27 protein-coding genes and 1 tRNA gene are annotated in these 22248 nt (G+C 68.8%); 10 read left to right on the top strand and 18 right to left on the bottom strand.

Annotated elements, in window-relative coordinates; all coding sequences use genetic code 11:
* Positions 1-66 precede the first annotated feature (66 nt).
* Both AB0D18_RS25320 and AB0D18_RS25325 read right to left on the bottom strand, forming a co-directional pair.
* On the bottom strand, positions 67-2169 hold the full coding sequence (locus AB0D18_RS25320) for a glycosyltransferase family 39 protein (RefSeq protein ID WP_362423045.1): 2103 nt from the start codon (positions 2167-2169) through the stop codon (positions 67-69).
* Between the two features lie 31 nt (positions 2170-2200).
* The gene (locus AB0D18_RS25325; protein ID WP_362422768.1) at positions 2201-3457 is read right to left on the bottom strand and encodes a bifunctional glycosyltransferase family 2/GtrA family protein; all 1257 of its coding nucleotides are present in this window, start codon (positions 3455-3457) and stop codon (positions 2201-2203) included.
* A gap of 212 nt (positions 3458-3669) precedes the next feature.
* On the opposite strand from AB0D18_RS25325, the gene AB0D18_RS25330 reads away from it, so the two are divergent.
* The 4 genes from AB0D18_RS25330 (at position 3670) to AB0D18_RS25345 (ending at position 5693) form a co-directional block, all read left to right on the top strand.
* Positions 3670-3888 (top strand): hypothetical protein, encoded by a 219-nt coding sequence (locus AB0D18_RS25330; protein WP_362422771.1) that lies wholly within the window; start codon positions 3670-3672, stop codon positions 3886-3888.
* The gene (locus tag AB0D18_RS25335; RefSeq protein WP_362422774.1) at positions 3872-4396 is read left to right on the top strand and encodes a DUF6879 family protein; all 525 of its coding nucleotides are present in this window, start codon (positions 3872-3874) and stop codon (positions 4394-4396) included. The genes AB0D18_RS25330 and AB0D18_RS25335 overlap by 17 nt, the downstream gene beginning before the upstream one ends.
* Positions 4380-5216: a Scr1 family TA system antitoxin-like transcriptional regulator gene (locus AB0D18_RS25340; protein ID WP_362422777.1), complete on the top strand. Its 837-nt coding sequence runs from the start codon at positions 4380-4382 to the stop codon at positions 5214-5216. Before AB0D18_RS25335 ends, AB0D18_RS25340 begins: the two co-directional genes overlap by 17 nt.
* A 279-nt stretch (positions 5217-5495) precedes the next feature.
* Positions 5496-5693: a hypothetical protein gene (locus AB0D18_RS25345; protein ID WP_362422780.1), complete on the top strand. Its 198-nt coding sequence runs from the start codon at positions 5496-5498 to the stop codon at positions 5691-5693.
* A gap of 142 nt (positions 5694-5835) precedes the next feature.
* Here the strand turns inward: AB0D18_RS25345 and AB0D18_RS25350 are convergent, their stop codons facing one another.
* Positions 5836-6099, bottom strand: a complete 264-nt coding sequence (locus tag AB0D18_RS25350) for a winged helix-turn-helix domain-containing protein (RefSeq protein WP_362422782.1) — start codon at positions 6097-6099, stop codon at positions 5836-5838.
* Between the two features lie 172 nt (positions 6100-6271).
* Here AB0D18_RS25350 and AB0D18_RS25355 point away from each other — a divergent pair, with 172 nt between their 5' ends.
* Together AB0D18_RS25355 and AB0D18_RS25360 are read left to right on the top strand one after the other, a co-directional pair.
* A complete protein-coding gene (locus AB0D18_RS25355) occupies positions 6272-6610 on the top strand; it encodes a hypothetical protein (RefSeq protein ID WP_362422785.1) in 339 nt (112 codons plus the stop codon).
* The gene (locus AB0D18_RS25360; RefSeq protein ID WP_362422788.1) at positions 6607-6813 is read left to right on the top strand and encodes a hypothetical protein; all 207 of its coding nucleotides are present in this window, start codon (positions 6607-6609) and stop codon (positions 6811-6813) included. The genes AB0D18_RS25355 and AB0D18_RS25360 overlap by 4 nt, the downstream gene beginning before the upstream one ends.
* 125 nt (positions 6814-6938) lie before the next feature.
* Here AB0D18_RS25360 and AB0D18_RS25365 read toward each other — a convergent pair whose 3' ends face one another.
* The 3 genes from AB0D18_RS25365 to AB0D18_RS25375 form a co-directional block, all read right to left on the bottom strand.
* Positions 6939-7754, bottom strand: a complete 816-nt coding sequence (locus AB0D18_RS25365; protein ID WP_362422791.1) for a YceI family protein — start codon at positions 7752-7754, stop codon at positions 6939-6941.
* 139 nt (positions 7755-7893) lie between these two features.
* Positions 7894-10386 carry an MFS transporter gene (locus AB0D18_RS25370; RefSeq protein WP_362422794.1) on the bottom strand — a complete coding sequence of 831 codons (2493 nt, stop codon included), beginning with the start codon at positions 10384-10386 and terminating at the stop codon, positions 7894-7896.
* 58 nt (positions 10387-10444) lie between these two features.
* Entirely contained in the window at positions 10445-10963 is a 519-nt protein-coding gene (locus tag AB0D18_RS25375; protein WP_362422797.1) for a MarR family winged helix-turn-helix transcriptional regulator, read from the bottom strand.
* A 232-nt stretch (positions 10964-11195) separates the two neighbouring features.
* On the opposite strand from AB0D18_RS25375, the gene AB0D18_RS25380 reads away from it, so the two are divergent.
* Positions 11196-11417, top strand: a complete 222-nt coding sequence (locus tag AB0D18_RS25380; protein WP_362422800.1) for a hypothetical protein — start codon at positions 11196-11198, stop codon at positions 11415-11417.
* Positions 11418-11446: 29 nt separating this feature from the next.
* Here AB0D18_RS25380 and AB0D18_RS25385 read toward each other — a convergent pair whose 3' ends face one another.
* The 9 genes from AB0D18_RS25385 to AB0D18_RS25425 form a co-directional block, all read right to left on the bottom strand.
* Positions 11447-12310: a hypothetical protein gene (locus AB0D18_RS25385; protein ID WP_362422802.1), complete on the bottom strand. Its 864-nt coding sequence runs from the start codon at positions 12308-12310 to the stop codon at positions 11447-11449.
* A 60-nt stretch (positions 12311-12370) separates the two neighbouring features.
* On the bottom strand, positions 12371-13282 hold the full coding sequence (locus AB0D18_RS25390; protein ID WP_362422805.1) for an RNA polymerase sigma factor SigF: 912 nt from the start codon (positions 13280-13282) through the stop codon (positions 12371-12373).
* Positions 13283-13505: 223 nt separating this feature from the next.
* Entirely contained in the window at positions 13506-14438 is a 933-nt protein-coding gene (locus AB0D18_RS25395; protein ID WP_362422808.1) for a SigB/SigF/SigG family RNA polymerase sigma factor, read from the bottom strand.
* A gap of 216 nt (positions 14439-14654) precedes the next feature.
* Positions 14655-14948 (bottom strand): Dabb family protein, encoded by a 294-nt coding sequence (locus tag AB0D18_RS25400; RefSeq protein WP_362422811.1) that lies wholly within the window; start codon positions 14946-14948, stop codon positions 14655-14657.
* Positions 14949-14997: 49 nt separating this feature from the next.
* A complete protein-coding gene (locus AB0D18_RS25405) occupies positions 14998-15159 on the bottom strand; it encodes a hypothetical protein (RefSeq protein WP_362422813.1) in 162 nt (53 codons plus the stop codon).
* A gap of 492 nt (positions 15160-15651) precedes the next feature.
* Positions 15652-15741: transfer RNA gene (locus tag AB0D18_RS25410), tRNA-Ser, on the bottom strand.
* 57 nt (positions 15742-15798) lie between these two features.
* Entirely contained in the window at positions 15799-16227 is a 429-nt protein-coding gene (gene tadA, locus AB0D18_RS25415; protein ID WP_362422816.1) for a tRNA adenosine(34) deaminase TadA, read from the bottom strand.
* A gap of 104 nt (positions 16228-16331) precedes the next feature.
* Positions 16332-16898, bottom strand: a complete 567-nt coding sequence (locus AB0D18_RS25420) for a hypothetical protein (RefSeq protein ID WP_362422819.1) — start codon at positions 16896-16898, stop codon at positions 16332-16334.
* 167 nt (positions 16899-17065) lie between these two features.
* Complete coding sequence (locus AB0D18_RS25425) at positions 17066-17260, bottom strand: hypothetical protein (RefSeq protein WP_362422822.1); 195 nt, start codon at positions 17258-17260, stop codon at positions 17066-17068.
* 119 nt (positions 17261-17379) lie between these two features.
* Between AB0D18_RS25425 and upp the strand changes: the two genes are divergently transcribed.
* Complete coding sequence (upp, locus tag AB0D18_RS25430; protein ID WP_362422825.1) at positions 17380-18015, top strand: uracil phosphoribosyltransferase; 636 nt, start codon at positions 17380-17382, stop codon at positions 18013-18015.
* Positions 18016-18089: 74 nt separating this feature from the next.
* On the opposite strand, the gene AB0D18_RS25435 is transcribed toward upp, so the two are convergent.
* Entirely contained in the window at positions 18090-18731 is a 642-nt protein-coding gene (locus AB0D18_RS25435) for a LytR C-terminal domain-containing protein (protein ID WP_362422828.1), read from the bottom strand.
* A gap of 326 nt (positions 18732-19057) precedes the next feature.
* A complete protein-coding gene (locus AB0D18_RS25440) occupies positions 19058-19354 on the bottom strand; it encodes a type II toxin-antitoxin system VapB family antitoxin (RefSeq protein ID WP_014155093.1) in 297 nt (98 codons plus the stop codon).
* An 88-nt stretch (positions 19355-19442) separates the two neighbouring features.
* On the opposite strand from AB0D18_RS25440, the gene AB0D18_RS25445 reads away from it, so the two are divergent.
* Complete coding sequence (locus tag AB0D18_RS25445) at positions 19443-20999, top strand: helicase HerA-like domain-containing protein (RefSeq protein WP_362422831.1); 1557 nt, start codon at positions 19443-19445, stop codon at positions 20997-20999.
* Positions 21000-21072: 73 nt separating this feature from the next.
* Entirely contained in the window at positions 21073-21558 is a 486-nt protein-coding gene (locus AB0D18_RS25450) for a VOC family protein (protein ID WP_362422834.1), read from the top strand.
* Positions 21559-21722: 164 nt separating this feature from the next.
* On the opposite strand, the gene cynS is transcribed toward AB0D18_RS25450, so the two are convergent.
* The gene (cynS, locus tag AB0D18_RS25455; RefSeq protein ID WP_362422837.1) at positions 21723-22205 is read right to left on the bottom strand and encodes a cyanase; all 483 of its coding nucleotides are present in this window, start codon (positions 22203-22205) and stop codon (positions 21723-21725) included.
* Between the last annotated feature and the right edge of the window lie 43 nt (positions 22206-22248).

Raw genomic sequence — 22248 nt, forward strand, 5'->3', positions numbered from 1 at the left:
ACTCCTCTACGGTGTACAGCTAGTGCTGTACACCGTAGAGGAGTTTCTTGTACGCCGTACAGTGGATTAGCGGGAGAGGGGCTTGCTCAGGTCGTAGAGACTGGTCCCACCTGCGGAAACCTTGGTGAAGTTGGCTTCGACCCAGATGCTGATGGAGCTGCTGTTCCCGCCTCCGGGACCGCTTCCGCCTCCGGGACCGCCTCCACGCCCGCCGCCGGGGCCGCCGAGCAGGCGCCCGTCCTCGGATGCCGCCTTGCCACCGCTGCTCCGGTCGTCGCCGCTCGCGAGGAAGTAGTGGATCTTCCCTTCGCGTACGTACGTCTGGAACGCGGCAAGGGTCGGCGACGGGTCGCTGCCGTTGAAGCCTCCGACGGCCATGACGGGCTTGCCGGTGGCGAGTTGGTAGCCCGCGGCGTTCTGGGAACCGATGGCGGCGGCTGCCCAGGTGTAGTCGTCGGCGTGCGCGGTGAGGAGGGTCTGGACGGTGGCGCTGACGGGCCGGCCGTCGAGGAGGCCGTTCATGGGGCCTCCGCCTCCGCCGTTCTCGGGGACTCCGCGCCGGCCGGTGGGCGGGGCCTGGCCGCCTTGGGCCCCGGGACCGCCCGGGCCGCCGCCCTGGGCACCCTTGCCCCCCAGCCCGCCGCCGTTGCCGTCACCGATCCACAGCCCCGGCCCTTCGCCGCCCGCGAAGCGCATGCCTCCCGGGCCTCCCGGGCCGCCTCGACCCGACGGTCCTGCCGTCACGATCGAGCCCGTGTGGCCGGTGCCGACCGTCTGCGCCGCGTACGCCGCCGGGCCGGCAAGGACGGTGGCGAGGCCCAGACCGGCCGCGCCCACGGCGACGTACCGCAGCAGTCCCCGTTCCCCGAACCGGCCGGGCAGCAGTCCGCCGGCGATCAGCCCGAGCGCAGCCAGTGCACCCGTACCGAGCAACACATCGCCCAGCCAAGGAAGTTGATCGGGGGTGCGGCCGAGCAGGACGTACGCCCAGTACGCGCTCACGCCGACCGTCCCGGCCAGTGTCAGCGCGGCGGCCGGGGTGCGCCGTTCCTCCCACAGGACGCTCGCGCCCATGCCGACGAGTGCGGCGACGTACGGGGCGAGGGCCACCGTGTAGTACTCGTGGAAGATCCCCGCCATGAAGCTGAAGACGGCGGCGGTCATGAGCAGCGCCCCACCCCAGGCGAGGAACGCGGCGCGGGCGGTGTCGGTGCGGCGGGCCCGCCACGTCACCACGAGTCCGGCGACGAGCAGGATCAGGGCGGCGGGCAGCAGCCAGGAGATCTGGCCGCCCACGCTCGTACCGAACATCCGGAAGATCCCGGACTCGCCCCACATGCCGCCACCGCCGCCACCGCGTGCACCACCGCCCACACTCCCCGCCTCGTCGCCGTTGATCCGGCCGAGGCCGTTGTAGCCGAAGGTGAGTTCCAGGAAGGAGTTGTTCTGGGAGCCGCCGATGTACGGGCGCGAGTCGGCCGGCCACAGCTCGACGAGCGCGACCCACCACCCGCCGGACACGATCAACGCAGCTCCAGCCAGGACGAGTTGACCGAACCTCCGCCTGAGCCGGGTGGGCGCACAGACCGCGTACAGCACGGCCAGCGGCGGCAGGATCAGGAACGCCTGAAGCGTCTTCGTCAGAAACGCGAACCCGACCGCGACGCCCGCCCACACCAGCCACTTCGTCCGGGCGTCCTCCAGCGCGCGCAGCACGCAGTACACGGTGACGGTCATCAGCAGGGCGAGCAGCGCGTCCGGGTTGTTGAAGCGGAACATCAGCGCGGCGACGGGCGTGAGCGCCAGCACCGTACCGGCGAGGAGTGCTGCGCCGTACGAGAAGCGCCGGCGGACGGACGCGTACAGCACGGCCACGGTTCCCACCCCCATCAGCACCTCGGGCACGAGGATCTGCCAGGAGCCGAGCCCGAAGAGCCGGACGGACAGCGCCATCGGCCAGAGGGCGGCCGGGGGTTTGTCGACGGTGATGGAGTTCGCGGCGTCGGACGAGCCGAAGAAGAAGGCCTTCCAGCTCTCGGAACCGGCCTGGACGGCGGCGGAGTAGAAGGAGTTGGCGTAGCCGGAGGAACTGAGGTTCCAGAGGTAGAGGGCGGCGGTGGCGAGGAGCAGAACGGCGAGCGCAGGCCGCACGCGGCGCACGGTCCGCATGACGTTCAACTGTGGGTGTTTCACGGTGTGTTCAGTTCCTCTCGGGGAAGACCCAGGCGCGCAGCAGCAGGAAGCGCAGGACGGTGGCGGCAAGGTTGGCCGCCACGAGGACGGCGAGCTCGCTGTGCGGTGAGGCCGAACCGCTGGCGGCGCCGAGCGCGGCAAGGGAACCGCTGGTCAGCGCCAGCCCAATGCCGAAAACAACAAGCCCCTGCGCCTGCTGCCTGACCGCACGACGGCGCCCGCGCACCCGGAAGGTGAAGCGGCGGTTGGCAGCGGTATTGGCGATCGCGGACACCAACAGCGCCACCACATTGGCCAGTTGAGGTCCGACACCCGTACGCGCAGCCGCGTAGAGCCCGAGATAAAGCAGGGTGCTCAACACCCCCACACAACAGAACCCGACAATTTGTCGCACCAACCCCCGTGGCACAGCGCCGATTTCACGATCCCTCGGATCGTCCCCGAAGGGCCGGGCCAGCCGGTCGAGCGGCAGCGCACCGACGGCGAGCGCCCGCCCCACCCGCCAGACCCCCTTCAAGTCCTCGACGGCAGTACGGAAGATCCGCACGCTCGACTCGGGGTCGTCGACCCAGTCGACCGGCACCTCGTGGATCCGCAGCCCGGCCCGCTCGGCCAGCACCAGCAGCTCGGTGTCGAAGAACCACCCGGTGTCCTCGACCATCGGCAGCAGCCGCCGCGCCACATCGGCCCGGATCGCCTTGAACCCGCACTGGGCGTCGCTGAAGCGTGCGGCCAGCGAGGACCTCAGGATGAGGTTGTACGTACGGGAAACGAACTCCCGCCGCGGCCCACGCACCACCCGCGCCCCACCCGCGAGCCGGGTCCCGATCGCAAGGTCCGAATGCCCGGACACCAGCGGCGCCACCAACGGCAGCAGCGCATTCAGATCCGTCGACAGATCCACATCCATGTACGCGAGCACGGGCGCGTCGGACGCCTCCCACACCGCCCGCAGCGCCCTCCCCCGCCCCTTCTCCCCCATCCGCACCCACGCGACCCCGGGCAGCTCGCGCGCGAGGCGGGCGGCGATGGCGGCTGTCCTGTCAGTACTGGCGTTGTCCGCGACGGTGATCCGGAAGGGGTACGGAAACGTCCCCACGAGGTGCGCCCTGAGCCGGCGCACGGAGGGCTCCAGGCCCCGTTCCTCGTTGTGCACGGGAATGACGATGTCGAGCAGTGGCACCCCGTCGCCCCCGGCACCCATGGGATGCCGCGCGGGCAGTGCGGACGACTGCTGCAACGAACTTCTCGTGACTGGCCTCATGAGGAAGAGGCTGGTCAAGGAGGCTGTCGTGAGGGTGTGCTGGGGCTGTGGGCGGGCTGTGAGTGCCGGATCCGTGGCCCGTCCGAGCAGATCCACTCACCGCGTCTATGCGGCAACGCGCATATCCGCGTTGCCGCATAGACGCCAACCGGCGTCCCCTCGTACGGTCATGACAGGAAGCCCAACGAGGCTGGCGGACAAGGTGGTTCGGCATGGCACGTGAGGAACTGACCCGGCTTACCGGAAGTGGCGACGGACCCTGCGACGACCCGTGCGGAAGCGAGGACTGCCCGAACGTCTACGTGACTGCCAGCGGCTCAATCGTCGTCCAGGGTGACGTGTCCCATGCCTTCCGGCCACCGGCCGGCGAAGGGCTCGTAGAGATCCCTGAGAGCGTGCTGAGGGAGGCTGTACGTGCTCTTGGATGGTGACGAGTGGCGTCGGCAGTTCACGGAGATCAAGCAAGAGGCATGGCGACTGGAGACGCTGCCGCAGTACCTCGTACCACAGGAGGCGGAGGACTTCGCAGCCTTCCGCGAGGGGCGGCCCATGACGCCTTATACGTCGTCCTCGTACACCGAACGCGTGTCGCGCCAGTGTGCGGAAGGAAAGCGCAACGGCCGGGTGCACCTCGTGACGCAGCCCCTCAGTGACTATCTGCGGTTCGAGTTCAGCAGGTACTACGAGGTACACGCACGGGCCGGGGACGACATTCGCATTCTCGACGTGACCGACCGGGTGAACCCTCTGGAGGATGTCCCGGACTTTTGGATGTTCGATCAATCCAAGGTCGTCCTCATGAACTACGAGGCGGACGGAACGCAGATCAACCGGGAAGTCTTCAAGGGAGGCGTATGCCCGTTCCTTGAATACCAGCGAATCGCGGTGGCCGAATCGGTCCCGTTCGAGGAGTACGTGAACGGTGGCCATCGAGCCTGAGCAGCTCGGCCAGTCCGGGCTGGAACTGGCTGCGATGCTCAAGCAGCTACGCAAGCGAGCCGGCCTCTCAGGGGTCCGGCTCGCAGCGCGTTGCAACATGTCTCAGTCCAAGATCAGCCGTATTGAAGGCAATAAGCTCCGTCCGTCCCTGGTGGATGTGGAACAAATCCTTAGAGCGCTGAAAGTAGCACCGGCTGTCGCGGCCGAAGCGACGGCCATTGCTCGAATAGCTCAGACAGAGTGGCAGGACCGAAAGGCGCTGCACCGCAAAGGGCTGGACAAGAAGCAGGTGGAGCTGGCAGGGCTCGAACAGACCACGACGGAGTTTCGGTACTTCCTTCTCTCGATGATCACCGGGCTACTCGCCACACCGGACTATGTCCGGGAGAGCATCGTGCACGCCCCACCGACCCAGCAGGCCAAGGCCGTGGGCATGAAGCTTGAGCGCCAGGCCGTTCTGCTCGACCGCTCCAAGCGGTTCACCTTCCTGCTGACCGAGCAAGCTGTCCGGTTTCCGCTGATCTCTCCGGACGCAATGGCCATGCAGATTGACCGGCTGTCCTCGCTTGCCCGGCAGGCCAATATTCGGGTGGGCCTGTTGCCCATGGGAGTGAAGTACGGCAACACCCCATTGAGTACCTTCACGGTCTATGACGACCGGCTGGCAACCATTGAGACGGACCTGGGAGCAGCCGTTTTTCGAGACCCGAAAGACGTACTCGCCCTGCTGGAAAGATTTGCGAGCTACGAGGCTTGTGCCGTCTTCGGGGACGACGCTCAAGAGCTACTGAACGAATGGGCGTGGGCGTATCGACAATGATCTTTAGCCCATCACGTGCATAAAAGACGGCTCGTGCCGCCATCAGGACGACACTGTTTCCCACACGCCGCAGCGAGGGGAACCCATGAGCAGACACAACGGAATTCAAGGCGCACCTCTGGACCTTGATATCGACACATGGCTGTACGAGGCGAATCCCGAGCCGGCGTGCGGTGTGTGCATGGCATTGGCGAACCAGCTTGCCAGTGCGGAGACGCACGGAGAGAAGTTCGAGGCTGCAAAGGAGATCCGCAACCACCCTCATGGGAGGGGGCGGAAGTGATCGACCGAAAAGACATCGGCAAGCGCGTCCAGGACCCCGCCGGGAAAGTCGGTATTCTCCGGGACGTCATCATGGATTACGTGGACCCTGCCGCACCGTCGTGGAAGCGCAAGGAAGCCCCCATGGCGTTCGTGTGGGACGAGCAGACCGCCCGCGAGTGGCTGGCCCCTCCGGGCAAGCTCGAACGCACCTGAAGCCCCGGCCCGCCGACGCACGCCGGCCCAGAGTCGGCGGACCGGCAGGACCGCCAGTCACCGTTCGCCTCTGCCCCACCGGTACGGGAGACGCGTACACACCACGTGTCGGCCCGTGCCGGTGGGGCTCTTCGCGTTCCGGCTACGCGTCGTCCGCCGGTTTGCTCCGGTCGGATACGTAGGTGCCGCGCTGCGGCACGGTGAAGACCCAACCCTCGTCCCGCAGGAAGCGCACCGCGCTACGCGCAGTCTCGCGGGCGACGCCGAAGCGCTGCACCAGTGCGGACTCGGAAGGGATCTTCCGGTTCACGACCAGAGATCCGCGCTCGATATCGGCAATGATCAACGCCGCGATCTGCCGGTAGACCGGGGTCGGGGCTTCGTGGTCGATCTCGCGCTCTGCCATATCGCCACCGTAGACAACCAGCCATGTCCACGCCTGGACGCATACGTCTACCTATTTCGGTAGACGAGGGTAGACAAGTTGGCTACCGTCGACAACGAAAACGCCCCGGCAGGCCGCTTAGGACCGGTCTGCCGGGGCTCCGCCGCAACAGCTACCAGAGAGCTGAAACAACATGCGCGATCGTATCGCCCGCACCCTCGCATGGGTGCTGTCCGTCCTCGCCCAGTGGGCCCGCAACCCCCGGCCCAGCAAGCACACCGCCGCCTACCTCGTCCACCAGCCCGTACCAGCGCCCACCAGCCCCTGGGCGAAGCCGTGGACCAGCCCGAGCAAGGAAGACGCACGCCGCTACTTCGCCGAACAGGCGGAGTGGGCCGTGCCCCTCACCCCAGTGCAGCGAGAACGACGCATCGCACTGTGCGAAGCCGCCGCAGGACGTGACTACCCGTACAGCTACCCGGGCGCCCCGTTCCCCCGGTCGGCGTTCCGCTGCATGGCGGTGGCGGCATGACGCGCGACGCGCTGACCAACCCGCTGCCCCCGGTCGAAGTGGCTCTCTGCATCGGGTGCGAACGCAACACCACCGCCCCGGTGCCGATCCGGTGGATCCAGAGCACCAGTGGCCCGGGGGCCACCCTCTACGGCTGCCCCACATGCGCCCCGAAACTCACCCCGGGCCCGACCCCGGACCACATGGTCACGCGCCGCCGGTAGAGAGCTGCACCAGCCCGGACAGCACACTGCCCCGTCCGACCCCACGTCGGACGGGGCTCCGAGTGGAGAGCCGCCCCCTTGCCCACCCGTCCTGCCGGGGGGGGGGAGTGGGCGCGCGGCCCCCGCTACCCCTGCGGCAGTTCCCCCTGTACCGCCTGTACGTCCAGCTCCACCCTCAGCGTCGCCCCGATCGCCGAGATCCCCGCCTGGACCACCTGGTTGTAGTTCATCGCGAAGTCGTCGCGGCGCAGGTCCGCCGTCGCGCGGAAGGCGGCCCGGACGCCGCCCCACGGGTCGGGGCCCGTGCCGAGGTAGCTCAGGTCGAGGTCGACCTCGCGCACCACTCCGTGCAGCGACAGTTCGCCCTTGACCGTCCAGCGGTCGGGTCCGGCCGGGACGAGGCCGGAGCTCCGGTAGGTGATCGAGGGGTACGTCTCGATGTCCAGGAAGTCGGCGGACTTGAGGTGCCCGTCCCGCATCCCGTTGCCCGTGTCGATCGTGGCCGCCTGGATGACCGCCTCGACGCGCGACTTCTCCAGGTCCTCCGAGATCTCGATCCGCCCGCCGAACTCCGTGAACCGGCCGCGCACGCTGGAGATCCCCAGGTGCTGGGCGACCGCGCCCACCGACGAGTGGACGGGGTCGATCGTCCACACCCCTGGCGGCGGCAGCTCCACGCCGCCCTGCCGGGTCAGCACCACGTTGCCCGCGTCGATCCGGCCGGCCGCCGTGACCAGTGCGGTCGAGGCGACGGGTGCGTACCCGACGGCGGTCACGATGACCGTGTACGGGCCGGGCGCCAGCGTCGCCGCGTCCACCACGGCCCCGTCGCCGTCCGCCGCCGCCCGCAGCACCTGGGCGCCCGTCATGTCGGTGACGGTCACCACGGCGTGCTGCACGGCCCAGCCGTCCCGGGTCCGTACCTGTGCGCGAAGTCCCATGCCGATACCTGCCTGCTTCTCATCCGTACGTACGAAACAAAAGCAGGGGGCGGCAGGCCGTCCCCTGCCTGCCGCCCCCTGTGTCCCCGGCTCCGGGGCGCTCCTCCGCTCGAAAGGCGCCCCGTGCCGGAGGTCTGAACTACTCGCCCGGGTGGGCGAGTTCGATGTCGTGCGCGTCCACGCCGCGCCCCGCCACCGTCAGGTTGCCCGCCACCGGCGGGTAGCCGGTCGCGATGACCGTGTACTCGCCCGCGTCCAGGTCGGTGAAGGCGTACGCGCCGTCCTCACCGGTGGTCGAGGTGGAGACCACGTTCCCGGCCGCGTCCATGATCGTGACGCGTGCGTCGGGGAGGGGGCGCCGTGCGGAGCCCGCCCGGACAGTGCCCTGGACCAGGGCGCCCGCCTGGAGGACCGCCTCGACGCGGGTGATGCCCGTGCCGCCGATCTCCACCGGGAGGGCCATCGGCCGGAATCCGGCCGCGTTGACCGCGACGGTCACAGATCCCGGGACCAGCTCGCCGAAGACGAACTCGCCGCTGTCACCGGACTTGCCGGTGGCGAGCACGTCGCCCCGTACGTCCGTGACGATGACCATCGCGTCCGGGACGCCCGTCCCGTCGGCCGCGCTGCGCACCGCGCCGCTGAGGCCGCTGGTGCCCGAGAGCAGGATGTCGTACGCCACAGGCTCGTCGCCGACGGTGACCGTCGACGCCTGCGGCTGGAAGCCGTCGGACGAGGCGATCAGGACGTACGAGCCGGCGGCCGGCGCGTCCAGGGCGTAACGCCCGTCGGACTGGGCCACCGCGCGGCCGAGCTGACGGCCCGCGAGGGAGATCAGCGTGACCGCCGCGCCGCGCACCGAGGCGCCTTCGGCGGTACGGACGGAGCCGTGCAGCGTACGTCCGGTGGGCGGACCGACCGGCAGCGGCTGGGTCACGGGTGCCTCCTCGGTGATGCCGACGGTGGCTCCGGCGAGGCCTTCGGCCGCGCTCTCCACGGGCGTCTCGGACAGGGCGGGTGCCTGGGCGGAGCCGGTGGGGATCTCACCGTCGTGCGAGGTCTTCAGGGCGACCTCCTTGACGAACAGCACCATGATCAGACCGAGCAGGGCGACCGGGGCGGCGTAGAGGAACAGGTCCGCGACACCGCTGCCGTACGCGCTCTCCATGACGGTCCTGATCGGGGCCGGGAGCTTGTCCATGTCCGGGATGCCGCCGCCGGAGGCCGCGCCGCCGGGCGGGAGCTGGATGTGGGCCTTCTCCAGACCGTCTTCCACGTAGTGCGTGATGCGGGTGGAGAGGACCGCGCCGAGTGCGGAGACGCCGAGCGTGCCGCCCAGGGTGCGGGTGAAGGTGATCAGCGAGCTGGCCGCGCCGAGGTCCTGCGGCTTGACCTGGTTCTGCGAGGCGAGCACCAGGTTCTGCATCATCATGCCGAGACCGAGGCCGAGGACCGCCATGTAGATGGCGACCTGCCAGTAGTCGGTGTCGTACGCGATGGTGGAGAGCAGACCGAGGCCCGCGACCAGACCGACGCCGCCGCCGACCAGGAAGCCCTTCCAGCGGCCGGTCTTGGTGATGACCGCACCGGAGACCGTGGACGAGATGAACAGGCCGGCGATCATCGGGATGGTCATGACGCCGGACATCGTCGGCGACTTGTCCCGGGCGAGCTGGAAGTACTGGCTCAGGAAGACCGTCGAGCCGAACATCGCCACACCGACGAACAAGCTCGCCGCCGCGGTGAGCGCGATGGTGCGGTTGCGGAAGAAGCGCAGCGGGATCAGCGGCTCGGCGACCTTGGACTCGACCAGGATGAAGATCGCGGCGAGCACGATCGACCCGCCGACCATCAGATAGGTCTGCCAGGAGATCCAGTCGTAGTTCTTGCCCGCGAGGGTCACCCAGATCATCAGCAGCGACGCCGACGCGGCCAGGAAGAACGCACCGAACCAGTCGATCTTGACCTTGCGCCTGACGACCGGGAGGTGGAGCGTCTTCTGCAGGATGACCAGGGCGATCGCCGCGAACGGCACGCCCACGTAGAAGCACCAGCGCCAGCCGAGCCACGAGGTGTCGGTGATGACGCCGCCGAGCAGCGGGCCGCCGACGGTGGCCACCGCGAAGGTGGCGCCGATGTAACCGGAGTACCGGCCGCGCTCGCGCGGCGGGATCATCGCGGCGATCACGATCTGGGAGAGCGCCACCAGACCGCCGGTGCCGATGCCCTGGAGCACGCGGAAGGCGATCAGAGTCCCGGTGTTCTGCGAGAGGCCGGCCAGCGCCGAACCGATCACGAAGATGACCAGGGATATCTGGACCAGCAGCTTCTTGCTGAACAGGTCCGCCAGCTTGCCCCAGATGGGGGTGGTGACCGCCATCGACAGCATGGCGGCGGTGACGACCCAGGTGTACGCGCTCTGGGTGCCGTCGAGGTCGCGGATGATCTCGGGAAGGGCGTTCGACACGATCGTCGACGACAGCATCGCGACGAACATGCCGAGCAGCAGGCCCGCGAGGGCTTCCATGATCTGGCGGTGTGTCATCGGCGCGGCACTGTCGGAAGCAGAAGCCGAGGGGGCTCCGTGCTTGGCGTGGCCGCCCCGCACACCGGGAGGTGTGGTCGTAGCCAATTGAATCCTTGTCCTTTTCGCTTACGCGGGTGGTGCGTTACGCGGGTGGTGCGTTCGCTTACGCGGGTGTTGCCGGTGTTGCGGAAGTCATGAGTGGGATGCCCGGTGCGGTGAGTGCGCCGCAGTCGTGCGGCGCGGGCGTCCAGGAACGGCAGTCGCCGAAACTGTCGCGCAGGCGGGCGAGCATCGTGTTGAGCTGTCCGACCTCTTCGTCGGACCAGTCGCCGAGGGTGTGGGCGAGGGCGTCGCTGGTGCGCACGGAAAGCTCGTGCAGGACGGCGTCCCCTTCGGTGGTGAGGCGGAGGATGCGCGAGCGCTTGTCACCCGGGTCGGGCGAGCGGTCGATCCAGCCGCGTTCGGCGACATGGGCGACATGTCGACTGGTCACCGAAATATCGATGGCCATGAGCTCGGCGAGACGGCTGAGCCGCATCTCGCCGTGGCGTGCGAGGAGGGTGAGTACGGCGGCAGAACCGGGCGGGCACTCGACGGGCAGGATGCGCGCGAGCCCTCTCTTCACGGCGCCGATGGCACTGAGCTGGCGGGCCAGTTCCTCGTACTGACTCTTGGCTGCCACGGCACCTCCTTGAACCTTCGTCGAACCTTCGTCCACATCTTGTTGCTTTAGGCAACCATATGACTAGATGGTTGCTTCAGACAAATTAATTTCGGGCCTCTGGGGCAAAGGAATCCAAAAGGCTCCTTGATCGGCCGGTCAAGGGCTCCGCGGGGGTATGTAAAGCCGCAGCTCAGCACATATGGGCGCTTGGGGTGTCGCCGAGGGGCCCACCTTCGCTAGGGTCTCGCGCATGGCACACAACCCCCACGCCCCCCAGGGCCAAGGTCCCGAGGGCAGCTACGACCCGGCGGGCAGCACCCAGATGTTCCGCGCGTTCGTGGACGAGGAGCCCGCACAGCAGGGCCGCTCGCAGCCGGCGGCACAGGCCTCGGGCCCGAAGACCGGACTGATCGTCGGCATCGTCGCCGTCGTGATCGTGCTGGCCGCGGTGGCCTGGCTCGCGCTCGGCTAGGTCCGGACAGGCTCTAGTCCTTACATCCCCTACTTCCAGGCGGCGGTGACCCTCCGGGTCTCCACGTGCATCCCCAGTGGCACCCGCCAGGCATCCACACAGACGGTGTACGTCGCGCTCCTGGCCGCTCCCGGCCCAATGGGTCCGGGTAGCGGCTGGGACGACGTACGCGTCCCCCAGTCGATCCCGAGCGCGCCGATGATGTGCGTCGCGAACGTGACGGTGCCCGAACGCACCGCCGTTCCACCGGAGTTGCGCAGCGAAACCGTCACCTTCTCGCACCACCGCTTGCCCGCCCCGGCACGCACCGGCGAGCCCACCGTGAGAGCGGCGGGCGCGGGCGGCCTGGGCTTCGACTGGGGCGGGGCGGGCTGCGAAGGCTCGGACGGGGGCGCCGGCGGAGGCCCGGACTGCGGGGGTGTCGTTCCCGGCGGTCGAGTGGTGCGACCAGGATCAGGCGTACTGCCGCTGTCGGCGGGGTCGCGAGCGGCGTCCGGCCCGCCGGGACCGGGGTCGGCCCCCGGGGACGTACCCGTGGCGGAACCAGCCGCACCTGAACCGGTCGCGTCGGAACCAGCCGCACCTGAACCGGTCGCGTCGGAGCCAGCCGCACCGGAACCAGCCGCACCGGATCCCTGCGCGCCCGAGCCCGGCGCCGAAGACCCCGAACCACCCGGCGCCGAAGGCGAGTTGGGTCCTGCCGGGTCGAGCGGTACCAGCTCGACCCTGCCCTCCGGTGGTACGGCCTTGGTCGGCGCCCCCTCGGGCCCCGCTCCCGCCGCACCCACCGCGACGAATCCCTTGTCGGCCCCGCCGTCGCCACCGAAGGCGAGCCAGCCGCCCAGGCACAGCGCGACCGCACAGGACCCCACTGCCACACCCTGACGTCGCATCGCGTCAGTTTGGCTGACGGCCCGTCAAATAACCAGGGTGTGGAGGTGGTTGGACGGACGCTAGTCGGCGATCAGCCCTTCCCTGAGCTGCGAGAGGGTACGGGTGAGCAGCCGGGAGACGTGCATCTGGGAGATGCCGACCTCCTCGCCGATCTGCGACTGCGTCATGTTCGCGAAGAACCGCAGCATGATGATCTGGCGTTCGCGCGGCGGGAGTTTGGCCAGCAGCGGCTTCAGCGACTCGCGGTACTCGACGCCCTCCAGCGCGGTGTCCTCGTACCCGAGGCGGTCCGCGAGGGAGCCCTCGCCGCCGTCGTCCTCGGTGGACGGCGAGTCCAGCGAGGAGGCCGTGTACGCGTTGCCGACTGCGAGGCCGTCGACCACGTCGTCCTCGGACACGCCCAGTACGGCGGCGAGTTCGGGCACGGTGGGCGAGCGGTCCAGCTTCTGCGCGAGCTCGTCACTGGCCTTGGTGAGGGCGAGGCGCAGCTCCTGAAGACGGCGCGGCACCCGGACCGACCAGGACGTGTCGCGGAAGAAGCGCTTGATCTCACCGACGACCGTCGGCATCGCGAACGTCGGGAATTCCACGCCGCGTTGGCAGTCGAAGCGGTCGATCGCCTTGATCAGGCCGATGGTGCCGACCTGGACGATGTCCTCCATCGGCTCGTTGCGCGACCGGAAGCGCGCCGCGGCGTACCGCACGAGCGGCAGGTTGAGCTCGATCAGGGTGTCGCGGACGTACGTGCGTTCCGGGCTGTCCTTGTCGAGGACGGCGAGCCGCAGGAACAGGGAGCGGGACAGCGTGCGGGTGTCGAGTGCTTCCGGCTGGGTGACGATCGGCGGTGCCGGGACGGTCGACGCCTGGTCGGGCATCGGCTGGACCGGAATCGCAGGGATCACCGGAGCACGGTCGAGCATGTCGGGCGCATCCTTGATGAGCACCTTCGAACTGCCCTGTTCTACGGACATGCCACCCCCTCTTAGGGTCGCGGACGGTAGCGGCAGACGCTTCCCGTCGGAGGAAGCAGCCTCCACCTGAATACCGGAGGCGGAGCTGCGGCAAACGCGGTTCCAGCAGAATGTCACATGTCGGCAACACGCTGTAGCGCCAAGTCGACAAATACATGCAGGAAAGAGGGGGTACGCGGCTTTTCTGCCCCCCGCAGCTTCCAGCTGGTTCTACCCCTGAGGGTTACGCCTCGATCCGATTTGCGGACCGCAGCCGGGCGAAGCTCCTGGCCAGCAAACGCGACACGTGCATCTGGGAAACGCCCAGCTCCGCGCTGATCTGGGACTGCGTCAGATTGCTGTAGTAACGCAGCATCAGGATCCGCTGCTCGCGCTCCGGGAGCTGTACGAGGAGGTGCCTGACGAGGTCCCGGTGCTCGACCCCGGCGAGCGCCGGGTCCTCGTACCCGAGGCGGTCGAGCAGGCCCGGCAGGCCGTCGCCCTCCTGGGCGGCTTCGAGGGAGGTCGCGTGGTAGCTGCGCCCCGCCTCGATGCAGGCGAGCACCTCCTCCTCGGTGATCTTGAGGCGCTCGGCGATCTCGGCGGTCGTGGGGGACCGGCCGTGTGCGGTGGTGAGGTCCTCGGTGGCGCCGTTGACCTGTACCCACAGCTCGTGGAGGCGGCGGGGCACGTGCACGGTGCGGACGTTGTCGCGGAAGTACCGCTTGATCTCACCGACGACGGTCGGCATCGCGAAGGTGGGGAACTGGACGCCGCGGTCCGGATCGAAGCGGTCGATCGCGTTGATCAGCCCGATGGTGCCGACCTGGACGACGTCCTCCATCGGCTCGTTGCGGGACCGGAAGCGGGCGGCGGCGTACCGCACGAGGGGGAGGTTGGCCTCGATGAGCGCGGCCCGTACCCGGGAGTGCTCCCCGCAGCCGGGGGTCAGGCCCTTGAGCTGGCCGAACAGCACCTGGGTGAGGGCCCGGGTGTCGGCGCCGCGAGTCCGGGCGGCGGGGGTGCCGGGGATCCGCTCGGGGGTCTCGACGAGCGGGGGCTCCTGGAGCGGTGCTCCGGGGGCGGGCGCGCCTTCGGGTGAGGTCCCCTGCTTGCCTTCGGGTGAGGTCCCCTGCTGGGGCGGCGCTTGCGGAGCAGTACTGGCCGGCACAGTCACGCCACCCCTTTTTCGATCGCTACTTGGACACTTCGCTTAACTCATCCGTCAAAAGCGGTCATAGCATCACAAGACATGTGCACTGTGTGCAAGCACCGTATAACGCCGTGTTGAGGGCAAGTTGGGGCATAGGCATGCAAAAACCCCGCATCGATGAGATGCGGGGCCGGGCGTTTCTTCGCCGCGCTCCGGGAGTGCCGGGACGCGGCGGACGGACTAGAAGGGGTAGTCCGCGATGACCCAGGTGGCGAACTCGCGCCACTGTCCGGCGGCGGCCTGATGGGCCGGGTGCTCGATGTAGCGCTTCAGCGCATCGGCGTCCGCGACCGCCGAGTTGATGGCGAAGTCGTAGGCGATGGGGCGGTCCGTGATGTTCCAGGCGGACTCCCAGAACTCCAGCTCCGGAATGACACCTTCGAGTTCGGCGAACGCCTTGGCGCCGGCCTGCACGCGCTCTTCGTCGCGGGAGACGCCTTCATTGAGCTTGAAGAGGACCAGATGGCGGATCACGGGGCACTCCTTGGGGGATGAGGAGCGGCCTTTTGTCGGGCGGACGGTGCTACTTCACGAGATTGGTCATGAACGAGCCGATCCCCTTGGCCGCGTCGGACAGGCCCTGGAAGCCTAGCCCGACCATGTTCGCCGCCTTCTCGGGGGAGGTGATGATGGTGTACAGCACGAAAACGACCACGATGTAAATAATGGCCTTCTTGATGTCCACGCCCAGACCCTCCCCGGTGGTCCGCCAAGCAGTCGCGAGAGTCTAACCGTACGACCGGGCAACTCAAGTGGCGGAACGCGGGCACTCACCCACACCTTCCGGAGAACTCCGCAGTTCTTCACTCATCCTTTAAGGACCAACGGCCTGCCCTTGCGGGCCTTTCGGCGGGGATGTCCCGGTTGTGGGGGGCGCAGGATTGTTCCTGAGCCCGGCGGGATCTGGCAGGAATCCACCGGGCGAGGAACGGGACCTCGCTGCGGGGTCCGGCCGCTCTCCCCTGACTGCGGCCGGACTTGGAGGTCCGTTCTCACCGGGGGAAGCGGCTTGTCCCCCCGATGCCGCTTCCCCCGTCCTCCTCACATGAGCCCATGAACCACCAGAAGCCCCGGCCTCCCCCAAGGCCGGGGCTTCTGGCTTTGCCCCACGGGCATGAAGCATTCGTGCGGGCATGAAGAAAGCCCCTCCGGTCTCCCGGAGGGGCTTTCTTCATGATGGCGGTAGCGGTGGGATTTGAACCCACGGATAGCTTGCACCATCACACGCTTTCGAGGCGTGCTCCTTAGGCCACTCGGACACGCTACCGAGACAGAGTCTAGCCCACCGGAGGCAGTGCTCCGAAACTCATATCCGCAGCTCCGGTCAGCGGTCGCGGAAGAACGCCGTCAGCTGCGCCGCGCACTCGTCCTCCCGTACGCCCGCGATCACCTCCGGCCGGTGGTTGAGCCGCCGGTCCCGTACGAGGTCCCAGAGGGAGCCCGCCGCGCCGGCCTTCTCGTCGCGCGCCCCGTACACGACCCGTTCCACGCGGGACTGGACGATCGCGCCCGCGCACATCGTGCACGGCTCCAGGGTGACCACCAGCGTGCAGCCCCGCAGCCGCCACTCCCCGAGCTTCTCGGCGCCCCGGCGGATCGCCAGTACCTCGGCGTGCGCCGTCGGGTCGCCGTGCAGCTCGCGCTCGTTGTGCCCGGTGGAGAGGACCTCCCCGGCCGGGGACAGCAGGACGGCGCCGACCGGCACGTCGCCGGCCGCTGCCGCCGCTGCCGCCTCGGACAGGGCAAGCGTCATGGCCGTACGCCACGGATCCCGTACGGGGTCGTACGGGCCGGGGCCTTCGGCGTCGGGCGGTGGAAGGTGCGGTGGAACAGGACCGTGCGGTGGAACCTCTTGCACTAGCGCACGGCCTCCAGGATCTCGGCGGCCCCCAGCGCATCGGCGATGTCCGACAGCGCGTCGCTGCCGAGCGCGAGAAGCTCCTTCTCCGTCATGCCCAGGTCGGCCAGGATCTGCCGGTCCCCGACGGGGCCCGTCGGAACGGGACCCGCCTGTGCGGGGACGAGGGCCGTTTCATCGGCTTCGGGTTCCACGGCCCCGGCGGCTCCGGGGTCCGGGTGGTCGCTCTCGCCGTCCTCGGTGCCGTCGAGGTCCAGCGAGTCCAGGTCGGCGACGGGATCTTCCCCGCCGGTGCCGAGCAGCTCGTTGGTGAGGATCTCTCCGTACGAGGAACGGGCCGCGGCGGCTGCGTCGGAGACGTAGATCCGCGGGTCCTCCAGTTCCTCCACGCGGACGACGCCGAACCAGGCGTCCTCCTGCTCGATGAAGACGAGGACCATGTCGTCGTCGGCCGAGCCCTCGCGGGCAAGTTCGACGAAGTCCGACAAGGACTCCACGTCGTCGAGCTCCGTGTCGCTCGCTTCCCATCCGTCTTCGGTGCGCGCGAGCAGTGCGGCGAAGTACACCGTGACTCTCCCACTGGTCAGAGGTGACGATTCAGCGGCGCTCAGACGGCCCCGCCCAATCGGAATCGTGGCAGAAACCGCGGCCGAGCGAGAGGTCTTCTGTGCTTGCGTCGTGCATCAGTCCGGTGGGTGAGGCGTGCGCCGGGGTGTACGAGGGGGTCGCACGGCTACCAACGGAAGGTGCGCATCCGCATCTGTTGGCGCATTCTCGCCGCTCGGGCCCGCCTCGGCTGGACGCGGTCGCGCAGCTCCTTGGCCTCGTTCAGTTCGCGCAGGAACTGGGCGCGTCGCCGCCTGCGGGCCGCGTCGCTCTCCTGTGCCCGCTGCTCGGCGGTGTCCTGTTCCGGCTGCTGCTGCGTCATCGACCGCACCGTCCTGAGGAGACTGGTTGGTACGTCTTCACCTTCCCTCCGGCAGCCGGGATGATGCGAGCGGGGGCCGCGACGGGCACGCGCCGGGCACGCCCGGTTACTGTGGAAACATGCGGATACACGTCGTCGACCACCCGTTGGTGGCGCACAAACTCACCACGCTGCGCGACAAGCGCACCGATTCCCCTACCTTCCGGCGCCTCGCCGACGAGCTGGTCACCCTGCTCGCGTACGAGGCCACCCGGGACGTGCGCACCGAGCAGGTCGACATCGAGACACCGGTCACCCCGACCACGGGCGTCAAGCTGTCCTACCCGCGTCCCCTGGTCGTCCCGATCCTGCGGGCCGGTCTGGGCATGCTCGACGGCATGGTGCGGCTGCTGCCGACCGCCGAAGTGGGCTTCCTCGGCATGATCCGCAACGAGGAGACCCTGGAGGCGGAGACGTACGCGACCCGGATGCCCGAGGACCTCTCCGGCCGCCAGGTGTACGTCCTGGACCCGATGCTGGCGACCGGCGGCACGCTCGTCGCGGCCATCCGGGAGCTCATCAAGCGCGGTGCGGACGACGTCACCGCGGTTGTGCTGCTGGCCGCGCCGGAGGGCGTGGAGGTCATGGAGCGCGAGCTTGCAGGGACGCCGGTGACCGTCGTGACGGCCTCGGTCGACGAGCGGCTGAACGAGAACGGCTACATCGTGCCGGGGCTCGGCGACGCGGGCGACCGGATGTACGGCACCGCCGACTAGTTCCTTACGGCTTAACGGCTTTAGCGCTTCACGGCGTAAAGAACCGCTTTACGCCGTAGAGCCGTAGCGCGGTTTCAGCACTTGCTGCCGGAGGGCGCGGGCGCGGGCCTGGTCAGGGCGACCAGGGCCTGGTCCGCGTCCTTCTTGGTTTCCAGGGACTTGAAGGCGTTGCCGATGACCAGGTCGACCTCCTCGCCGCCGCGGGAGTCGGCCTTCTTCTCGGCGCCCTTCAACTGGGTGCCGAGGACCGGAAGTTGTGCTTCGAGGGACTTGGGGGCGCCGATCAGCAGCCCGGCGCCCTTGACCTTCTTGTCGTACTCCTTCGGCGCGTTCTCGAACCGTACGATCTTGAAGCCGCGCTTCGCGAGCTCGCTCGCGACCTGCTTGGCGAGGCCGCTGCGGCCGGTCGCGTTGTAGACGACGACCTTGACCGCGGACGGCTCGGGGAGCTTCTTCGCGTTCTTCGCCGGGACCGCGGGGGTGGTCGCGGCGGGCTTGCAGTCGGGCCGCTTTCCGCCGGCCACGGCCTTCTTCTCGCCGCCGGTGAAGACGTCGATGAGCTGCATCGTTCCCCAGCCGGCCAGGCTGAGTGCGACGACGGCCGCCACTGCCAGGAGGGCGATCCTGCGGCGGCGGTGGGGACGGCGCATCCGGGGATAGGCGTTACCCGTAATGCGGTACTTTCCGCCCATGCCGGGGGGAGTCAGCATGCTCATGGGCGCAGCGTAGTGCCGTCCAGAGGGAATGCGTACTAAATGATCAACGAATGGGTCAATCACCGACCCAAAAGGGCCAATGGGACACCCGAGTGCCACGTGAGGGGGAAGTCCCTTGCGGGTCGGGCCAGTTCGGCACGGGGCTGTTCGGGGCAGCCGGGCGCTTGGGGACAGCCGGATGCTTGTGGGCAGCCGGGCGCTCGCGGACAGCCCGGAACTTCGGGGCGGCCCCGTCTTCCGGACAGGCCCGTTCTCCGGACCGGCTCTTCGGACAGGCTCGGCTCTTCGGGCAGGCCCCGTTGTCCGGGCCGGCTCGGTTCGGCGGGTCAGCCCATTTCGAGGACGCGCGCGTGCAGTACCTGGCGCTGCTGGAGCGCGGCGCGGACGGCGCGGTGCAGCCCGTCTTCCAGGTACAGATCGCCCTGCCACTTCACGACGTGCGCGAAGAGGTCTCCGTAGAAGGTGGAGTCCTCGGCGAGGAGGGTCTCCAGATCCAGCTGGCCCTTGGTGGTGACGAGCTGATCGAGGCGGACCGGGCGCGGCGCTACATCCGCCCACTGGCGGGTGCTTTCCCGGCCGTGGTCGGGGTACGGCCGGCCGTTTCCGATGCGCTTGAAGATCACACGGAAAGCCTACCGGGGAAGGTGCTCCGGGCGCAGCCATGAGGGAGGGATGCAAAGGTCGTATTCAGTGCCAGAACGGGAGCAAACGATGAGCGGAAGTACCCCCTCCGGTGACCCGGGCAGTGCTTTGGGTGCCGAGGCGACGACTATCGCGGGTGGATATGCCTTCACCGGGCCCGCCCTGGATCTCGGAGCGCTGCTGTGGGGCGGGGTCTGTCTGCCCGAGGCACAGATCCGGATCCCGCTCACCATGCTGAACCGGCACGGGCTCGTCGCGGGCGCGACGGGCACCGGCAAGACGAAGACGCTGCAGCTGATCGCCGAGCAGCTGTCGGCGCAGGGCGTGCCGGTCTTCCTCGCCGACATCAAGGGCGACGTGTCCGGGATCTCGGCGCCGGGCGAGGAGAACGAGAAGGTACGGGAGCGGGCCGCGGCCGTCGGGCAGGACTGGGCCGCAGCAGGCCACCCGTGCGAGTTCTACGCGCTGGGCGGGATCGGGCCCGGGATTCCGCTGCGGGCGACGGTCACCAGCTTCGGCCCCGTACTGCTGTCGAAGGTGCTCCAGCTCAATCAGACGCAGGAGCAGTCGCTCGGGCTGATCTTCCACTACGCGGACTCCAAGGGTCTGGAGCTGGTGGACCTGAAGGACCTGCGGGCGGTCGTCGCCTTCCTCACCTCCGACGTGGGCAAGCCCGAGCTGAAGGGGATCGGCGGACTGTCGACGGTGACGGCCGGGGTGATCCTGCGGGCGCTGACCGCCTTCGAGCAGCAGGGGGCGGGTGAATTCTTCGGCGAGCCCGAATTCGACACCAGTGAGCTGCTCCGGCAGGCCCCGGACGGGCGGGGCCTGGTCTCGGTCCTCGAACTGGCCGCCGTACAGCGCAATCCGCAGCTCTTCTCCACCTTCCTGATGTGGCTGCTCGCGGACCTCTTCCACGGACTCCCCGAGGTCGGCGACCTGGACCGGCCCAAGCTCGTCTTCTTCTTCGACGAGGCGCACCTGCTCTTCAACGGGGCGTCGAAGGCGTTCCTGGAGTCGATCACGCAGACGGTGCGGCTGATCCGCTCCAAGGGCGTCGGCGTCTTCTTCGTGACCCAGACCCCGAAGGACGTCCCCGCGGACGTGCTCGCCCAGCTCGGCAACCGGGTGCAGCACGCGCTGCGCGCCTTCACACCGGACGACGCGAAGGCGCTCAAGGCGACGGTGCGGACCTTCCCGAACTCGCCGTACGACCTGGAGGAGGTGCTGACCGGGCTCGGGACGGGCGAGGCGGTGATCACCGTACTGAGCGAGCAGGGTGCGCCGACGCCGGTGGCGGCGACGCGGCTGCGGGCGCCGCAGTCGCTGATGGGCCCGGTGGGGGACGAGGCGCTGGACCGGGCGGTCAAGTCGTCGCTGCTGTACGGGCGTTACGCGCAGGCGGTCGACCGGGAGTCCGCGTACGAGAAGCTCCAGGCAACGGCTGAGGCTCCGGCGGCGGCCCCGGACCCGGCCCCGGCTGCGGCCCCCGTGCGGGACGATCCGTCGCTGGTCGAGCAGGTGGTGGGGAGCGGGATGTTCAAGTCGCTCGCACGTTCGATCGGGACGCAGCTCGGGCGGGAGATCAGCCGGTCCATTTTCGGGACTTCGCGCCGGCGCCGGTGAGTTTCCGGTCCGGCGGCGGTCTTAACAGACAGACGGATTCACTTCTGGGTTCACTTCTGGTGAGGAGTACGGGATGAGCATCGCGCGAGGTTTCACCACGTGTCTGTGGTTCGACGACAAGGCGGAGGAGGCGGTGGACTTCTACCTGTCGGTGTTCAAGGACGGGTCGCGCGGGCGGACCCTTCGCTACAACGAGGCGGGCCCCGGGGTCGCCGGGTCGGTCGTGACCGTCGAGTTCGAGATCAACGGACAGCGGTTCGTCGCGCTGAACGGCGGACCGATGTTCCGGTTCAGCGAGGCGGTGTCCTTCCAGATCGACTGCGCGGACCAGGCGGAGGTCGACCACTACTGGGCACGGCTGACGGAGGACGGCGGCGAGGAGAGCCAGTGCGGCTGGCTGAAGGACAAGTACGGGGTGTCGTGGCAGGTGGCCCCGGCGGAACTGATCGACCTGATCGGCGACCCGGACCCGGAAAAGGCGACGCGGGCGACAAAGGCGATGTACGGCATGCAGAAGATCGACATCGCGACGGTACGGAGGGCACACGCGGGCGAGTAGGGGACCGGGGCGGCATCGGGCGCGTGCGGTCGTGAGGGGCAGGCATTTAGGGGCGCGGGGAACTGCGCGACCAGCCACGACGCACCCGCACGTGCCCACCGCTCAGCCACAACGCACCCGCACGATGCCCACCGCCCCGCCCCGACGCACCCCGCCCCGCCCCGCTAGAACGGCTTTGTCGGCAGGTACTTGCCGTCCAGCGTGATGACAGCCCGCTCGCCCCCCTCGGGGTCCGCCACCTTCTTCACGTCCAGCTTGAAGTTGATCGCCGAGATGATGCCGTCGCCGAACTCCTCGTGGACCAGGGCCTTCAGCGTGGTCCCGTACACCTGGAGCATCTCGTAGAAGCGGTAGATGGTCGGGTCGGTGGGGATGCCGCCGTTGCCGACGATGCTGCCGCGCATCGGGACGGTCTGCAGGAGCAGTACGGCGTCGTCGTCGAGGCCGAGCAGGCCGGCGACGGTACGGGCGGCATCGGCAGGCAGCGGGTGCTGACCGAGGAGGGCTGCGGTCACGAAGGCGACGGAGAGGCCCGTCGGCTCGGCGATCTCCTTCCAGGACAGGTCACGGCGGGTCTTGGCCTCGATGGCGGCGACGGTGAGCTGCTGGCGGGAGTTCTGGTCGGCCTGGGCGTGGAGGTTGTTCACGGTTCTCGGTTCCTTTGCTGAGTGGGGGAGAGGGGGAGTGGGG

The sequence above is a fragment of the Streptomyces sp. NPDC048442 genome, assembly GCF_040651475.1.
Taxonomy (GTDB): Bacteria; Actinomycetota; Actinomycetes; order Streptomycetales; family Streptomycetaceae; genus Streptomyces.

What these genes read in the sequence shown, in the direction of transcription:
- AB0D18_RS25320 (WP_362423045.1), bottom strand. Translation starts at nt 2,169, where the DNA reads ATGCGGACCGTGCGCCGCGTGCGGCCTGCGCTCGCCGTTCTGCTCCTC.
- AB0D18_RS25325 (WP_362422768.1), bottom strand. Translation starts at nt 3,457, where the DNA reads ATGAGGCCAGTCACGAGAAGTTCGTTGCAGCAGTCGTCCGCACTGCCC.
- AB0D18_RS25330 (WP_362422771.1), top strand. Translation starts at nt 3,670, where the DNA reads ATGGCACGTGAGGAACTGACCCGGCTTACCGGAAGTGGCGACGGACCC.
- AB0D18_RS25350 (WP_362422782.1), bottom strand. Translation starts at nt 6,099, where the DNA reads ATGGCAGAGCGCGAGATCGACCACGAAGCCCCGACCCCGGTCTACCGG.
- AB0D18_RS25355 (WP_362422785.1), top strand. Translation starts at nt 6,272, where the DNA reads ATGCGCGATCGTATCGCCCGCACCCTCGCATGGGTGCTGTCCGTCCTC.
- AB0D18_RS25360 (WP_362422788.1), top strand. Translation starts at nt 6,607, where the DNA reads ATGACGCGCGACGCGCTGACCAACCCGCTGCCCCCGGTCGAAGTGGCT.
- AB0D18_RS25365 (WP_362422791.1), bottom strand. Translation starts at nt 7,754, where the DNA reads ATGGGACTTCGCGCACAGGTACGGACCCGGGACGGCTGGGCCGTGCAG.
- AB0D18_RS25380 (WP_362422800.1), top strand. Translation starts at nt 11,196, where the DNA reads ATGGCACACAACCCCCACGCCCCCCAGGGCCAAGGTCCCGAGGGCAGC.
- AB0D18_RS25385 (WP_362422802.1), bottom strand. Translation starts at nt 12,310, where the DNA reads ATGCGACGTCAGGGTGTGGCAGTGGGGTCCTGTGCGGTCGCGCTGTGC.
- AB0D18_RS25390 (WP_362422805.1), bottom strand. Translation starts at nt 13,282, where the DNA reads ATGTCCGTAGAACAGGGCAGTTCGAAGGTGCTCATCAAGGATGCGCCC.
- tadA (WP_362422816.1), bottom strand. Translation starts at nt 16,227, where the DNA reads ATGACGCTTGCCCTGTCCGAGGCGGCAGCGGCGGCAGCGGCCGGCGAC.
- AB0D18_RS25425 (WP_362422822.1), bottom strand. Translation starts at nt 17,260, where the DNA reads ATGACGCAGCAGCAGCCGGAACAGGACACCGCCGAGCAGCGGGCACAG.
- upp (WP_362422825.1), top strand. Translation starts at nt 17,380, where the DNA reads ATGCGGATACACGTCGTCGACCACCCGTTGGTGGCGCACAAACTCACC.
- AB0D18_RS25435 (WP_362422828.1), bottom strand. Translation starts at nt 18,731, where the DNA reads ATGAGCATGCTGACTCCCCCCGGCATGGGCGGAAAGTACCGCATTACG.
- AB0D18_RS25445 (WP_362422831.1), top strand. Translation starts at nt 19,443, where the DNA reads ATGAGCGGAAGTACCCCCTCCGGTGACCCGGGCAGTGCTTTGGGTGCC.
- AB0D18_RS25450 (WP_362422834.1), top strand. Translation starts at nt 21,073, where the DNA reads ATGAGCATCGCGCGAGGTTTCACCACGTGTCTGTGGTTCGACGACAAG.